The following is a 15050-nucleotide window of genomic DNA, read 5'->3' as shown; positions in this document are numbered from 1 at the left end:
CCTATCCGGACTGGCGATGACAGGCGGTCATGGAGACAGTGCTGGCAATAACAATGTAGGGGGATTACTTATGACGACTAAGAGTCAATTGGAACAACTAGCGATTAATACGATTCGAACACTCTCCATCGATGCGGTGGAGAAGGCTCAATCCGGCCACCCTGGTATGCCCATGGGGGCTGCACCTATGGCTTACAAGCTGTGGTCGAAATTTATGAATCACAATCCCGCCAATCCGGAATGGTTCAACCGTGACCGGTTCGTGCTGTCTGCGGGACATGGCTCCATGCTGCTATATAGCCTCTTGCATCTGTTCGGATACGATCTGTCCATTGACGATCTGAAGAATTTCCGTCAATGGGGAAGCAAGACTCCGGGGCATCCGGAATACGGACATACTCCCGGAGTAGAGGCTACGACCGGCCCTCTGGGACAGGGAATCGCCATGGCAGTCGGAATGGCGATGGCTGAGGAGCATATGGCGGCTGTCTATAACCGGGATAACTTTAGCATTGTGGATCATTATACTTACGCCATTTGCGGAGACGGGGATTTGATGGAGGGCATCAGCAGCGAAGCCGCTTCGTTGGCCGGACATCTGCAATTGGGCAAATTGATTGTTCTGTACGATTCCAACAATATTTCTCTCGATGGAGAATTGAATCTGTCCTTCTCCGAGAATGTGCTGCAGCGTTTCGAAGGGTATGGCTGGCAGGTGCTCAGAGTTGAGGACGGCAATAACCTGGAGGAAATTCATGAGGCGATCGCGGCAGCGCGTGCAGACTATCGTCCGACCCTTATTGAAGTGAAGACGGTCATTGGCTTCGGAAGTCCTAACAAAGGCGGTACTTCGGCCGCTCACGGTACTTTCTTGGGCAAGGACGAAGTGCAGTTGACCAAGAAGGTCTATGAATGGCATGAGGAAGAGGATTTCTTCGTCCCGGATGTAGTGCGGGCCCACTTCGAGGAGATGAAGCAGCAAGGAATCAAGAAGGAAGAAGCTTGGAACGAGCTGGTAGCGGAATACAAGAAAGCTTATCCGGAGCTGGCGGCTCAATTCGAGCAGGCGGTTAAGGGAGAATTGCCGGAAGGCTGGGATGCCGATCTGCCGGTGTATTCCCCTGAAGACAAGGCTATTGCCACCCGCAAAGCTTCGGAGAACGCCTTGAATGCTATCGCCAAGAACGTGCCTGCGCTGATCGGAGGCTCTGCGGATCTGGAGAGTTCGACATTTACGCATATCGCATGCAGCGGGAACATGACTGCCGCAGACAACGGCGGCCGCAATATTTATTACGGCGTTCGCGAGTTCGGAATGGGGGCGGCCGTTAACGGAATGGCGCTTCATGGCGGAGTCCGGCCTTACGGCGGAACGTTCTTCGTCTTCTCGGATTATTTGCGCCCGGCCATTCGTCTGGCTGCACTGATGAAGCTTCCGGTTATCTACGTGTTCACCCACGACAGTATCGGAGTAGGGGAAGACGGGCCTACCCATGAGCCTATCGAACAGCTTGCCGCACTTCGCTGTATGCCGGGAATCACTGTGCTTCGTCCGGCGGATGCCAACGAAACAAGCCAGGCTTGGCGTTATGCGGTTGCGAACAAAGAAGGCCCGGTGGCTCTAGTTCTTACCCGTCAAGGAGTGCCTAACCTGGAAGGAACTGCGGAACTGGCCAAGGACCATCTGTCCAAAGGAGCTTACGTATTGGCGGATGCGCCGGACGGCAAGCCTCAGGCGATCCTGCTGGCTACCGGTTCGGAGGTCAGCCTGGCTATGGAAGCCCGCAAGCAGTTGGCCGAGCAAGGAATCGGCGTGCGCGTCGTAAGCATGCCAAGCTGGGAGCTCTTCGAGAAGCAATCCCAGGAGTATAAAGATTCCGTCCTGCTCCCGGATGTCAAAGCCCGCCTGGCTGTCGAGATGGCTTCTTCCCTTGGCTGGCACAAGTATATTGGCGACCAGGGAGATACGCTATGCATCGACCAATTCGGCGCTTCGGCTCCAGCCGGCATCATTATGAAGGAATACGGCTTTACGGCTGACAACGTAGCGGCTAAAGTTAAAGCTTTATTGAAATAAACCGAACAGGCAGCCGTAATCCGGCTGCCTGTTAATCCATATGTGAAGGAAAGTTTCGGGAGGAGCGGCTGTCTCCTCTACCTGTCTTTTTCGATCCTGCGGCCTATCCATTCCTCATAGCATTGAATGACCGAGCACAAGTCTTGATCGCCCAGTCCTTTGCTCAGGGCCATCTGGTATAACGTGGAGGCGGAATGGAGCAGGGGAAGGGGCAGTTGAAATTTGGAGGTTTGATCGGCGGCCAGCAGCAGATCCTTAAGCATGAGCTGCAGGGAGAACTGTACGTCGAAATTGCGGTCTATAATCTTCGTCCCTTTCAGCTCGGCTTGTCTGCTGTTGGCAGCGCCCGACGTGACGATGCCGAGGAATTTCTCGGGGTCCAGATTGGCTTTGGCGGCCAGTGCCATTCCTTCAGCCAATGCCAGCGCATTGATGCCGACGATGGTATTGTGGGCAAGCTTCGTATAAGAGCCGGAACCGGATGGCCCCATGTATACAGCCTTGCTGCCCAAGGTTTCGAACAGATCGGCATGCTCCCGGAACACCTCTTCCTTCCCGCCTACCATAAATACCAAAGTTCCATCGATTGCGGCCGGCTTGCTGCCGGTTACCGGCGCGTCGAGGAAATCGCCCCCGCGCGCAGACATTTCCGCTTCTATCCGGCGGCTTGTTTCCGGGGCAACGGTGCTGCAGTCAATCACGGTCAGACCGGGATGGGCGCCCTGCATAATTCCTTCCTCATCGAAGGTCAATTTCAACAGGACTTGATCGTTGCTTACATTGGTGAAGAGAACATCGGCCGAGCGAGCGGCTTCGGCAGGTGTGGCGGCCCACTTGGCCCCCGCTTCCAGCAGCTTCTCCGCTTTGGAAGGCGTACGATTATATACAGTAAGGGGATAGCCTTGCTTCAATAAATTCGAGGCCATAGGAAATCCCATGGTTCCCAGGCCGATAAATCCGATTGATTTCATGATCCGGTTCACCTCTTCCGCATATTTGCCTTTATTTTAGCATTAGAGGCGTCTTGCGAAAACTATAAGAGCAGGATTGCAGCGATATTTAAGATACTGTATCTGACAGGCAGGCTTTCGGAGGTCAGTATGCATGTGGGATAGCTTACCGATAGCCTCGTCGCCCGTCAACTTGCATTTCCTTGCATCAGCCAGTATTCTTAGCATATGAATACATCCGCTTTAGAGCTAACTACAAGGAGGATAACCATGAGTTCGAAACTTCATTTTGACTACAGCAAAGCACTGCCTTTCTTCGGCAGACATGAGTTGGATAATATAGCGGCATCCGTTCGTTTGGCCCATGACCAACTGCATCAGGGAACCGGTGCCGGCTCGGATTATTTGGGCTGGATCGACCTTCCCGTTAATTATGATAAAGAAGAATATGCTCGCATACATAAAGCGGCCAAGCAAATCCAATCGGACTCCGATGCGCTCGTCGTTATCGGAATCGGGGGCTCCTATCTCGGTGCGCGTGCGGCGATCGAGATGCTGTCTCACTCCTTCTATAATCTGCTGCCGAAGGATAAGCGGAAGACACCGGAGGTTTACTTCGTAGGCAACAACATCAGCTCCACCTATGTCACTCATCTTCTCCAGCTTCTCGAAGGCAAGGACATTTCCGTCAACGTCATTTCCAAATCCGGAACGACGACGGAGCCGGCTATAGCCTTCCGGATTTTCCGCGAGCTGTTGGAGAAGAAGTACGGCAAGGAAGAAGCCCGCAAGCGGATCTATGCCACAACGGACAAGGCCCGCGGCGCATTGAAGAAGCTGGCGGACGAGGAAGGCTACGAATCGTTCGTCATTCCCGACGATGTAGGCGGCCGTTACTCCGTACTGACTGCCGTAGGCTTGCTGCCGATTGCGGTAGCCGGAATCGACATCGATGCCATGATGCAAGGCGCTGCCGATGCCCGGGAGGCTTACTCCAATCCGGACTTGAACGAGAATGAAAGCTACCAGTACGCTGCCGTGCGCAACATATTGGCCCGCAAAGGTAAAGGCATCGAGCTGCTCGTCAATTACGAGCCGTCCCTCCACTTTGTTTCCGAATGGTGGAAGCAATTATTCGGCGAGAGTGAGGGTAAGGATTACAAAGGAATTTACCCGGCCTCCGTCGACTTCTCGACCGACCTGCATTCGATGGGACAATTCGTCCAGGAAGGGACGCGCAATTTGTTTGAAACCGTCATTCAAGTGGCTAAAGTACCGGAAGAGATCGTGATCGGTACAGACAAGGACGATCTGGACGGTTTGAACTTCCTAAGCGGAAAGACGATGGATTTCGTCAACAAGAAGGCTTTCGAAGGAACGATGCTTGCCCATACCGATGGACAAGTTCCCAATCTGATTGTCACGCTGCCGGATATGTCGCCATATACGTTCGGCTACATGGTGTACTTCTTCGAGAAGGCTTGCGGAATCAGCGGCTACCTGCTCGGCGTCAATCCGTTCGACCAGCCGGGAGTGGAGGCTTACAAGAAGAACATGTTCGCTCTGCTCGGCAAACCGGGCTATGAGAAAGAGAAAGCGGAGCTGGAGGCCCGTTTGAACGGCTAATTAAAGGTTTTCGGTCATCCGGTGTTTAACAGGTTTCGCCAATAGGGAGACCTTGAAGGGCGATTCATTCCACTCAGGGGATGGGTCGCTCTTTTGTCTATATGATCTATGAGAAAGGCGCGGGGACAGGGGAGGAATCCTCGGAGCCGGGATACCGTTAGCTTTCGGAGGAAGAGTTGAGGAAACGGAGGGATCAGGGCTGATGCTTGCTCAATACAAGACCGTTAAACAATATGGCGCTAAGGAAATTGTGATCAAAAAATCGCGCTTTATCGGCCACGCCAAACCGGTGCAAAGCGAGGAGGAGGCTCTGCAATTCGTAGAGGCCATCCGTAAGGAGCATTGGTCGGCCACGCATAATTGCTGGGCATATGTAGTCGGAGAGCGGGACGAATATCAGAAGCAATCCGATGATGGGGAGCCTAGCGGAACGGCCGGAAAGCCTATTCTGGAAGTGATCAAAAATCAGGGGCTGAAAAATGCCGCCATCGTGGTGACCCGCTACTTCGGCGGAATCATGCTGGGGGCCGGGGGACTGATCCGCGCATACACGGACGGAGCGGTGGCGGCGATCGAGGCCGGCGGACCGGTATATAAAGTGCTGCACCAGGAAGTGTATGTGGAGATAGACTATCATTGGCTGGGGAAAGTGGAGAACGAACTTCACATGAAAGGCATTGTCCGCGGGGAATCGAATTTTACCGATAAGGTTTCTCTTCTGTGCCTTCCCCTTCTGGAGCAGACGGATTCTTTCGTAGACTGGATGACGGATCTGACCCAAGGTCAGGCTGCGATTAGCAAAGGGGAAGCATTATACCGCGAATATGATGAACTGCCTGATTAACTGGATGATGCCCGATAACCGATAGCGGAACTCTGGCGCCGGATAGTGTAAATCAGGGCAGGTCTTTATGTGAAAGATCCGTGCGATGCCTGAATCTAAAGCGAAACTGCAGGTCTTTTCGCGAAAGGCCACGTCTCGCCTGAATCTAAAGCGAAACTGCAGGCTTTGCAACTGCAGGTCTTTTCGCGAAAGGCTGCGTCCGTGCCTGAAACTAGAGCAAAACTGCAGGTCTTTTTACGAAAAAGCCGCGATACGTCTGAATCTAAAGCAAAACTGCACGTCTTTGAAGCGGATTTTGTGAAATTGCGCCATTTTGTCCAAAAAGACCTGCACAATTGAGCGTCTTTTGCCCTTTTTGGAGATAAAGGCCGGATTTTAATGTACTTTTGTTCGTCTTTTGCAACACGTCCATGTTCGTGATGGGCGGGTGCTTTGGCGAATCCGGTAAATCTATCACAAGGAAGATAAGATGCGCAAATAGTTAGGTTTACTCTTCCATAAGAAAATTAGCCGCTCCATCGCCAAATCACTAACAATCTTACCTGCACTATTGCTTGTCATTTGCGGATTTCGCCTATATTCCTTCAAAAGATCTGCGTTTCTGCTGGTCATTTTGTAACGCTGTTTGACGCTTTCTGCCAACGGATTCAATCGGCTTCTTGCCGTTTTTTGTCCATATTTTTAGCAGATATAGTCATTTTTAGGCCGGGCCTGTTCATAAACTGTACTGTGTCGAGGTTTGTACCGATAGCCAAATACCAATCCAAAGGAGGAGTTGTCGGTGATAAGAGGATTCGCCAAATGGTCCGGGATCGTCTTCTTGCTGTTGGGGATTTTCGGATTTTTCATCAAAGAATTGCTGAATTTTATCCACTTCGATGCAGTACATAATGCGATTCATCTCCTGATCGGAGCTTGGGGGCTGTGGGCGGCGAAGAAGGAATCCCATGCCGCTCTGTACGCCAAAATTGTCGGAATCGTTTATTTGATCATCGGCTCTTTGGGAGTTTTCTCTCCCAGTCTGTTTGGAGTGATGGACCTGCAGATGGCCGAAAGCATTTACCATCTCCTCGTCGGTGCGGCAGGCACCTACGTCGGATTTGTTCTCGCCGAGCCGAAATCCGGCATGAAAAAAGCGATCTAACGGCATGGTGCTTGCAGAAATCAGCAGCAGTACAGCAGTGACCCCGCTTTCCTTCCCTTAACCGGAGAGCGGGGTTCTATTGTTTCGCGTCAGATTTGCCGCCTTTTCGCCAGGAGCCCTAGCGTTATCCCTGGTCCGGCATTAATTTGACATAGCAGGTGCGGCTTCGGGGGCCGTCAAAATCGCAAAAATAAATCCCCTGCCACCGCCCGAGAAGCAGTTTTCCCTGGTCGATAATGACGGTTTGGGAAGAACCGACCGTCATAGCCTTAAGATGGGATGCCGTATTCCCTTCTATATGACGATACCCGGGATGGTTCCAGGGATAAACCTCGTCCAGGCGAAGCAGCACATCATGCTTGACATCCGGGTCCGCATTTTCGTTAATGGTAATGCCGGCTGTCGTATGCGGACAATAAACGACGGCAAGCCCTTGCCGAATACCGGAATCGCGAATCAGGCGTTCAATGCGGTCTGTAATCTCCAGCATCTCGTCACGTTGTCTGGATTGAATGGTAAAGGAATGAATCATCGTGGAAAAGTCCTCCTCGCGGCAATTTTATTTTCAGTATACCAGAACATGACGGGCCATTAACGATCTCCCGGTTTGGAAAAATGACTTCAGTAGCGATTTTTAAGCTTGGGCGTGGTACAATGAAACCATACCGAAAGGGAAAGGATGACTGCGGAATATGAGCGACAAAGTAGCCAGCGAGGTCGAACAAATGCTGGAAGCGATTAAATCGAAGCTTAGGGTGGCCACGGGCTCGGCTATTAAGGCCAGCCATTTTGACTACAATAAATATGAAGATTTGGTCGATATTCATGATCTGGTGATGAGCAAGAACAATTTCAGCGTCAGCGAGATGGATGCCATTGTTATGGAATTGGGGAAGCTGCGCAAGGAAAACTGATCCATCGAAACCAAACCAAAGGCTCCCTTCCGATTGGAGGGAGCCTTGCGATTTTATTATTAAGAAATCAGCTTCAGCCCGATCGCTGCGGATAGAACCATTGCGATAAACACGATGCGCAGAACGCTCTTGGACTCTCCGTATATAAACATTCCGACCAAGGCGCTGCCTACCGTGCCAATTCCGGTCCAGACCGCATAAGCGGTGCCCATGGGAATGCTGTTCATCGCGAGCGACAAGAACAGGAAGCTGAGAGTAAAGCCCCCGATCAAATAAAGAAACGATTGCCAGTTGCGGTTGCGATTCACCTTGTTAATTCCGGTGACCCCAACAACCTCGAAGCTTCCGGCCAGAATGAGAAACAGCCAACTCATCAGACTTTCGCCCCCTCTTCAGCATCATCCGTTTCTTTAGTAATTAATTTCAATCCGATAATGCCCGTTAACAACAGCAGAATGAGCAGAACTTTCGCCCATTTGAACGGTTCCCCGAATACGAGAAATTCCATTAACACCGTTCCTGAAGTCCCCAGTCCGGTAAATACGGCATAAACCGTTCCGACGGGCAATCTCTTGCTTGCCAGAATTAATAATCCAAAACTGACAATAATAGCTATAGCTGTACCGGCCCATTCCAGCCAAGTGTTGGCGTGCTTAAGACCGACTACCCAGCCGACTTCGAATAGCCCGGCGATAAGCACATAAGCCCAATTTCGATTCATGGACCGTTCCCTCCTTATGATGTGATGTTGCAGCAGATCCGGCGGTAACGAAAAATGTAAATCTTTAAACCGTCACTGCCCGGGATTCAGGGCCTTCCAATAGATAAACCAGGAAGCATTCAGCCGTTTGGCAAATCTTTCGCGGCCGCCATACAGCATTTCCACAAGGACGCTATCCATCAATCCGATGAAAGCGACAGCGGCCCGTTCGGCTCCGACCGGTTGGATGTTTCTGTCGAGGATAGCTTTTTCAAATATAGGGATCATTAATCCTTCCAGATTATCTAAATAAGTGTAGACATACACCATTACTTCCTCATACAGATGAGTGGGGGGGAAGAAGATCGTTCTCAGCCAAAACCGGGACTTATCGTTATGCTCGAATCGCTCCTGATATTGGACAAGCAGCGAATACAGCCGATCTCCCAAGGATGCCTCAGCCGAGGACTCGATAAAATTCACGACAAACAAAAATTCATCGCGTGCCACATCCTCAATGACGCTTAAAAAAAGATCGTCCTTCCCTTTGTAATGTGCATAAATGGAAGGTTTCTTGATCCCCACATCTGCGGCAATGCTGGTTAGCGACGCCCCTTCGTAACCGTCCTTCGCAAAATGAGTGAGAGCCGCTTCTTTAATCCGTTCCGAAGTCACAGCCAACCTCTCCCTTCCTACCGGTCGTTAGGTTGAATTCTCTCACAGCTCCGCCCGATTGTCAATACGAAAAAATATAAAGTTCATTAATGACTAACGGAATATAATTAAAGTACCTTTTTGCAGATCGATCCGTTCTGATGACAGTTTCGAGCATACAACAAAATTCATAATTTAGAAGAGTGCTCCACGCATGATCCGCCATTAATCGACTTAATTATTCTCGTATAAGAAAGACTTGCACATTTGTGAAAAATTATTGACTATAATCGATATCGAAGATAGAATTCACTTATCGATATTAACATTTTTTACCGATTAAGGGGGGGCGAAGGTGAACGCCAGCACCAACAGACCGAAGAAAATAGCGGCAATCGTCACGGAATACCGGCATAATTCTCATGCCGAGGTAATCGTCGGACGGCTGCTTGGTGATATGGGCTACCAGCCGAGTGTTGAAGTCGTTTCTCTATATACGGACCAGGTGCCGGTGAACGATATGAGCAGAGAGGTCGCAGCCCGCTGCGGAATCCCGATTTATCCGACGATCGCGGAGGCCGTCCGTGCGGGACATTGCCAGGAACCGATCGATGGGGTGGTCATTATCGGGGAACACGGGGATTATCCGATGAACGAACGGGGGCAAATGATGTATCCGCGGCGGCGTTTTCTTGAGGAGACGCTTGTTACGCTGGATTATCTCGGTCTGGCGGTGCCGATTTTTTCCGATAAGCATCTCGCCTATAACTATAATGACGCCGTATGGATGTTCAGCCAGCTGAAAGCGCGGAAGATTCCGTTTATGGGAGGCTCGTCGATTCCTCATTGCGACCACATTCCAACGTTCAATGAACAGAACCTGCGGTCTTTGCGGGAAATTCTCGTTATCAGTTCGGGCGGACTTGAAGCTTATGGCATCCATGCGATGGAGGTGATGCAGTCTCTGGCCGAACGAAGAGAGGGAGGGGAAACCGGCGTCCGGTCGATTCGGCTGCTTGGCGGCTCCGGCGATGAAACGTGGAGCGCGATGGATCGGGGAGAATGGCCGGAGGACCTTCTTCTGCAAGCATTGAAAGCGATTCCCGGAGTGCCCGATGCGCATCCAAGAGAATTGGAGCCTGAGCCGGCCTTGTTCATTGTAGACTATATGGACGGCACTAAAGGCTATATTATTCAGTTCAAGCGGCTCGTCGAGCAGTGGAGCTTTGCGTTCCGCAACGGGCAGGGCCGGGTGACGGCGGCGCTGTGCGACAGTGATTTGGAGAGGCCTTTCGCACATTTTGAAAGACTGACCCGGATGATCGAAAATTTCATCATAAGTGGCAAAGAGCCGTTTCCTCCGGAGCGCATCCTTCTCACGACCGGAATGATCAGTTTCGCGATGGACTCTTTATTTGAAGGCAGGAAGCTGGAAACCCCGTGCCTCGGCATTACATACCGATTATAATGTCTGGTTGCAGTGCAGTCATGTCCGAAGATACAGCGATAGCTTGATGCTAAATTTCATATAGAAGAAGGTGATTTCATTGAACATGCTGCAGAATAAAGTCGTGCTCATTACCGGATGCTTAGGCATGCTGGGACGTTCGGCGGTTGCAATGTTCCTGGAACGGGGGGCGTTCGTATATGGCTGCGACTGCCTGCCCCCGGATCAATTTTCCGAAAAAGAACGGTGGTTGGAGCAATACGGCGAACACCGTTTGGTGTATAGGCAGGCGGACATGTGCGACGAATCGGAAGTAAGGGCGCTTGTCGAGGATGTTGAGCGCCGCTTCGGGAGGCTGGACGGCACTTATCACAACGTCTATTCTAATGGCTGGAAGCCGATTCTCGAAATGTCCCTGGAGGAGTGGGAATACGGCATAAGAGGCACGCTCACGAGCACGTTCCTGCTGAATAAATATGCTCTGCCTCTGCTTATTCGATCCGGAGGGGGCTCGATTGTCAACACGTCCTCGATCTTGGGGCAGGTCGTTTCGCAGGGCTGTACCGCTTACGGGGCGGCCAAGGCAGGCGTTAACCAGTTAACGCGGGTAATCGCGGCAGACTACGCACAATACGGCATTCGAGCCAACGTGATCATGCCCGGAAATTTCCGTTCCAAGGAATTATTGGCTCTGGAATCTGAACAGGAGAAGGCGGCCATCCGGCGTTGCACATGGCTCGGCCGTTCAGCGGAAGCGGAGGAGATCAATGAAGTGGCCGCCTTCCTGTTGTCGGACGCTTCTTCCTACGTGACCGGTTCGCTCTATCAAGTAGACGGAGGTTTTCATTGAATGCCGAGCATGGTTTGCCCGTTCGTTTAAGTACGATGGTCGGATGCTTTGGAACGTTGCTGTTTAGCGAATGAGCGTAGGGCCATTACGTACAAAGGGATGGAAACCAGATCCAAGGGGACGATGAAAAATGATAAAAACGCCCGGCTGCATGGAGAAATAAATGGAAGGCAGGGGATGGATTGTGAAGTCATTTCTTTATCAGGAGCATACGAGGGAAGAAATAAATAGGATGGCCCGGGAAGGATACATGGCTGTCGTAGCGCTGGCCGCGACGGAGCAGCACGGCCCGCATCTGCCTGTATCCACGGACTGTCTGATTGGCGAATATGTGGCCATTCAGGCAGTGGCATCTGCCGCCCGGGAAGTGCCGCTGCTGCTCTGTCCGCTGCTATCTATCGGCTGTTCAGATCATCATCTGCGTTTCGGCGGAACGTTGTCTTTCTCATCCGCTACTTATTTGCACATGCTTCGCGACATAGGGGAAAGCCTCGTACGCGGGGGCTTCCGCAAAATTGCGTTTCTGAATGCTCACGGGGGCAATGAGCAAATTATGCATCAGACGGCAAACGATCTGGCCGTGAAGCATCCGATCTGGACGGCTTCAGCCTCCTATTGGAATGTCTCGCGTGAGGCACTGGAAGCGGAGAATGCCAAAGAGGTCGGTATGGTTCCGGGACATGCCGGCGGTTTCGAAACCGCTATTGTTCTGGCCTTGCGGGAGCAATTGGTTGATTCGATCCATGAGGCCGTTTCGGCCGATCATTCGCCACGCGCATGGATTCATTCCGGACCGCCGGGTACGTTCATCGGCCGGCATCAAGAGCTAACCGGAATGGATGGCTATACCGATACCCCGCATCTGGCAACCGCAGAACGGGGGCTTCGCTATATAAACGCGATTTGCGCCGGCGTAGCGGATTGGCTGATCAAGACTTATCGTTCGATGGAACAGGGAGAGAAAAGCATGAAGCCTTCATAGAATCTGTTCGATGAAACAGCCGGAATTTATAATAGATAGCCGCAGACTCCTGGCGGCTTCTACACGCAGCAAAAATTGCCCCGATTATGTGCAGTCTGCGGATAATCGGGGATTTATTCATCTAAGCTGACAATATACTTTGTTACTCAATTCTTCACAGGAACGTTTAATCCAATCGTGCACTCCCCCCCATATTTCCCCTGTAATACGGACAACGGGGACCGATATGCTGACGGATGCAACGGTGCGGCCATCCGCATCACGCACGGCGCCGGCGACGCAGTGCACACCGTCAACGGTTTCTCCCATGTTGTAGCCGAAGCCTTGCTGGCGGACTTTCTCGAGTTCCTTGAGCAGATCGGAGAAAGTGGAGATCGTCTTGTCGGTTACTTTCTCCAGTTCATCATTCGGATAAAGCTCGCGAAGCTCTTCCATCGACAGATCCGCTAGAAGCACTTTCCCTGAAGCTGTTGCATGCAGAGGCAGGTGGGTTCCGATACTCGGGGTGAAGCGAAGGGCGTGCTTGCTCACCTTTTCCCCGATGTAAAGAAGATTATTGCCCGCTCTAATGGCCAAGCTTGTTGTCTCATTCAGATCGTCGATAATTTTGTCCGCGATTTGGCTGAATTCGCCAGTTAAGCTGGAATTGCGCATATAGCCGGAACGAATCGTGAAGAGCTTATAGCCGATTCGGAATTGTTTACCGGAACGGTCGGTCTCCAGATAGCCCCTGCTCAGCATATTTTGCAGGATCAAATAGGTGCTGCTTGGCGGCATGTTCAGAGATTTGGATATTTCCGTGAGATTATAGGTTTCCTTATCGCCTGTAAAAAGTTCAAATATATCGAGCACTCGATCCGCAGATTTGACCTTGGGCGTTTGCGAACTCATATTGGATAACACCTTTTCTTCGAAAATAATTCATAAATATGAAACTGTTTAGATTTTACTGTATTCCGAAGCGAATGTCGATATCCGATGGTTCTTCTATATACGAAGCTTTCATTATACTTGTCTGTTCGGATGACATAGAATGAGGCCGCACCCCAAATCGATAGGATGCGGCCTTGCTTTGTGCCGATATAAGATGTACAGCCGTCAGGATGACGAAAAAAAGCCTTAGATGCCATTTCTGCAGCTTCCCAGCGTCCTACGCCCCGGCGGCTTTCCATCTCGACAGGGTGGGCAATTGCTCCTGCAGAATGGCGCGTGCCTGCTGCTCCGGCATGCCGGTTTCTTTCATATAAGGGACGCAGATTTCGATCATTTGCTCCATCGTTAGTTCCGGTTGCTTGAACTCTCCGTTCTCATAGCAATAGAGACAGAATTCTTCATTGACGGTCCCGTCCATTTCCCTGGCCCTTTGTTGTTCCTCCATGGGCATTCCGCAGCTTTGGCAGTAACTGGCTTTCATTCTTAATTCCTCCTTATAACGTTGTTAGGTTTAAAACAGGATTTCATGCCGGTCCAAGGGGCTCTGCTCCCGGGAAAGAGCCCCGAAGTTCCGTGCGTTCAAGAATCGGACTAAAGACGGACTCCAATTATTGCAACCGATCCTATAGCTCCAGTTTAACCGGCAATGATGACAACGTTATGTCAACGTTTGGAGATCGTCCTGGATGATATGTTGGAATGCTCATATACACTCACTATGCCTGCGGCTGTTTCCCGGATTCGCCGGCGAATCTTGTCCGGGGCGATCACCTCCACTTTGTCCCCGAAGCCGAGGATGAAGCCGTACAGCCAGTCACTCTCGGGATAGTCGGCTTCCACGACGAAAGCCCCTTCTTCAGTCTCTTGGAGCGACCACGGATCGAACCATTCCTCGGCCAAGCCTCTAAGCTCAGGCTGGAACTTTAGAATAAGCCGGATTTTATTGGCGGGGTCGTGCCATTCCTTCTCCCAGGGCAGCTGATCGGGCTGGATGTTCCGGCGTCGAAATGTTTCGGTGAGAACCTCTATGTCTTTCATCCGTATAACTTTGAAGAGGCGGAAATTATCTCTGGTGCGGCAATAGGCGTACAGATACCATTTCTGCCCCTTGAAAACAAGAGTATGCGGCTCCGCTTCCCGTCGGGAGACTTCTCCGTTTGCGCTTCGGTAAGTAAATCGGATGACTTTGGAGGTAAGGGCGGCCTCCTGGAGAGCAGAGGTTCTTTCTTTATATCCCGGATCTTTGTCCCAAGGGCTGTAATCGATAAACAAATGGGAGGTTTTCGATTCAAAGCTTTCGAATTCGTTATCGCGAATCATCGTTTTGATTTTCTCCAGTGCCCGGGCGGCTTGGTCGTCTCTATACGAAGAAGAAACGCTTTGTAGAGCAACCGTGATGGAGGCCAACTCGTCCTGTGTCCAGACGTTCTTATCCAGCTTAAAGCTTTCCACAATACCTATTCCGCCATTAAGGCCGGGGTAACTGACGATAGGTATGCCTGCCAGATTAATGGCCTCGATATCCCGATAAATCGTTCTCGGGGATACCTCGAACATTTGAGCCAATTCCTTGGCCGGAATTTTCTTGCGATTCATAAGAATCATCGTAATGGCCAGAAGCCGGTCTAATCTCATGGATAACCCTCCCGTCGGGCTGTTCTCCCGGTGATTGCAAGTATCCATAGTATAGCAAAGTCGTCCCTGTAAAGGGAGCCGCAAGGCGGAGCAAGTGGGCCGGGACAAACGGACTATCTCCTTATAAAAGTACGAAGCAGATGCCGCTGAAAATTGCGGCGAATGTAGGAAGACATTAAACAGCGGGGGTGCTATCCTATGGGCTATCCTCGGTGCATGATTAATTAGCCGGTTTCCGGTTGAACTAACACATACATATATCTGTCCATATCGGTTGGAAGAAAAAAAGCAGAA

Annotated in this window: 16 protein-coding genes; 8 read left to right on the top strand and 8 right to left on the bottom strand. The window is 51.1% G+C overall.

Annotated elements, in window-relative coordinates:
* Nucleotides 1-70 precede the first annotated feature (70 nt).
* Nucleotides 71-2077: a transketolase gene (gene tkt, locus ACTHRH_RS17140; RefSeq protein WP_440416714.1), complete on the top strand. Its 2007-nt coding sequence runs from the start codon at nt 71-73 to the stop codon at nt 2075-2077.
* A 77-nt stretch (nt 2078-2154) separates the two neighbouring features.
* Here the strand turns inward: tkt and ACTHRH_RS17135 are convergent, their stop codons facing one another.
* Complete coding sequence (locus ACTHRH_RS17135) at nt 2155-3048, bottom strand: NAD(P)-dependent oxidoreductase (RefSeq protein ID WP_379290826.1); 894 nt, start codon at nt 3046-3048, stop codon at nt 2155-2157.
* 249 nt (nt 3049-3297) lie between these two features.
* Between ACTHRH_RS17135 and ACTHRH_RS17130 the strand changes: the two genes are divergently transcribed.
* From ACTHRH_RS17130 to ACTHRH_RS17120, 3 genes are all read left to right on the top strand, one after another.
* Nucleotides 3298-4653 (top strand): glucose-6-phosphate isomerase, encoded by a 1356-nt coding sequence (locus ACTHRH_RS17130; protein WP_144939436.1) that lies wholly within the window; start codon nt 3298-3300, stop codon nt 4651-4653.
* A gap of 202 nt (nt 4654-4855) precedes the next feature.
* The gene (locus tag ACTHRH_RS17125; RefSeq protein WP_440416712.1) at nt 4856-5497 is read left to right on the top strand and encodes a YigZ family protein; all 642 of its coding nucleotides are present in this window, start codon (nt 4856-4858) and stop codon (nt 5495-5497) included.
* 781 nt (nt 5498-6278) lie between these two features.
* Nucleotides 6279-6641: a DUF4383 domain-containing protein gene (locus tag ACTHRH_RS17120; protein WP_260982155.1), complete on the top strand. Its 363-nt coding sequence runs from the start codon at nt 6279-6281 to the stop codon at nt 6639-6641.
* 124 nt (nt 6642-6765) lie between these two features.
* Here ACTHRH_RS17120 and ACTHRH_RS17115 read toward each other — a convergent pair whose 3' ends face one another.
* A complete protein-coding gene (locus ACTHRH_RS17115; protein ID WP_144939442.1) occupies nt 6766-7173 on the bottom strand; it encodes a secondary thiamine-phosphate synthase enzyme YjbQ in 408 nt (135 codons plus the stop codon).
* A gap of 160 nt (nt 7174-7333) precedes the next feature.
* Here ACTHRH_RS17115 and ACTHRH_RS17110 point away from each other — a divergent pair, with 160 nt between their 5' ends.
* On the top strand, nt 7334-7555 hold the full coding sequence (locus ACTHRH_RS17110; RefSeq protein ID WP_379290819.1) for a DUF1128 domain-containing protein: 222 nt from the start codon (nt 7334-7336) through the stop codon (nt 7553-7555).
* Between the two features lie 59 nt (nt 7556-7614).
* On the opposite strand, the gene ACTHRH_RS17105 is transcribed toward ACTHRH_RS17110, so the two are convergent.
* From ACTHRH_RS17105 to ACTHRH_RS17095, 3 genes are all read right to left on the bottom strand, one after another.
* A complete protein-coding gene (locus ACTHRH_RS17105) occupies nt 7615-7929 on the bottom strand; it encodes a DMT family transporter (protein ID WP_144939446.1) in 315 nt (104 codons plus the stop codon).
* A complete protein-coding gene (locus ACTHRH_RS17100) occupies nt 7929-8276 on the bottom strand; it encodes a DMT family transporter (RefSeq protein ID WP_144939448.1) in 348 nt (115 codons plus the stop codon). Before ACTHRH_RS17100 ends, ACTHRH_RS17105 begins: the two co-directional genes overlap by 1 nt.
* A gap of 72 nt (nt 8277-8348) precedes the next feature.
* A complete protein-coding gene (locus ACTHRH_RS17095) occupies nt 8349-8930 on the bottom strand; it encodes a TetR/AcrR family transcriptional regulator (RefSeq protein ID WP_144939485.1) in 582 nt (193 codons plus the stop codon).
* Nucleotides 8931-9264: 334 nt separating this feature from the next.
* On the opposite strand from ACTHRH_RS17095, the gene ACTHRH_RS17090 reads away from it, so the two are divergent.
* From ACTHRH_RS17090 to ACTHRH_RS17080, 3 genes are all read left to right on the top strand, one after another.
* Nucleotides 9265-10377 carry a hypothetical protein gene (locus ACTHRH_RS17090; RefSeq protein WP_379290816.1) on the top strand — a complete coding sequence of 371 codons (1113 nt, stop codon included), beginning with the start codon at nt 9265-9267 and terminating at the stop codon, nt 10375-10377.
* Nucleotides 10378-10462: 85 nt separating this feature from the next.
* Nucleotides 10463-11206 (top strand): SDR family NAD(P)-dependent oxidoreductase, encoded by a 744-nt coding sequence (locus tag ACTHRH_RS17085; protein ID WP_379290851.1) that lies wholly within the window; start codon nt 10463-10465, stop codon nt 11204-11206.
* Between the two features lie 184 nt (nt 11207-11390).
* The gene (locus ACTHRH_RS17080) at nt 11391-12188 is read left to right on the top strand and encodes a creatininase family protein (RefSeq protein ID WP_440416708.1); all 798 of its coding nucleotides are present in this window, start codon (nt 11391-11393) and stop codon (nt 12186-12188) included.
* Between the two features lie 117 nt (nt 12189-12305).
* On the opposite strand, the gene ACTHRH_RS17075 is transcribed toward ACTHRH_RS17080, so the two are convergent.
* The 3 genes from ACTHRH_RS17075 to ACTHRH_RS17065 form a co-directional block, all read right to left on the bottom strand.
* The gene (locus ACTHRH_RS17075; protein ID WP_379290812.1) at nt 12306-13079 is read right to left on the bottom strand and encodes an IclR family transcriptional regulator; all 774 of its coding nucleotides are present in this window, start codon (nt 13077-13079) and stop codon (nt 12306-12308) included.
* 259 nt (nt 13080-13338) lie between these two features.
* Nucleotides 13339-13602 (bottom strand): zinc ribbon domain-containing protein, encoded by a 264-nt coding sequence (locus ACTHRH_RS17070; protein ID WP_144939450.1) that lies wholly within the window; start codon nt 13600-13602, stop codon nt 13339-13341.
* A 182-nt stretch (nt 13603-13784) separates the two neighbouring features.
* Nucleotides 13785-14756 (bottom strand): helix-turn-helix transcriptional regulator, encoded by a 972-nt coding sequence (locus ACTHRH_RS17065; RefSeq protein ID WP_379290809.1) that lies wholly within the window; start codon nt 14754-14756, stop codon nt 13785-13787.
* Between the last annotated feature and the right edge of the window lie 294 nt (nt 14757-15050).

The organism is Paenibacillus sp. SAFN-117 (assembly GCF_051966115.1).
GTDB classification, from domain to species: Bacteria; Bacillota; Bacilli; order Paenibacillales; family NBRC-103111; genus Paenibacillus_L; species Paenibacillus_L residui.
This window is presented reverse-complemented; position numbering and strand designations above follow the sequence as displayed.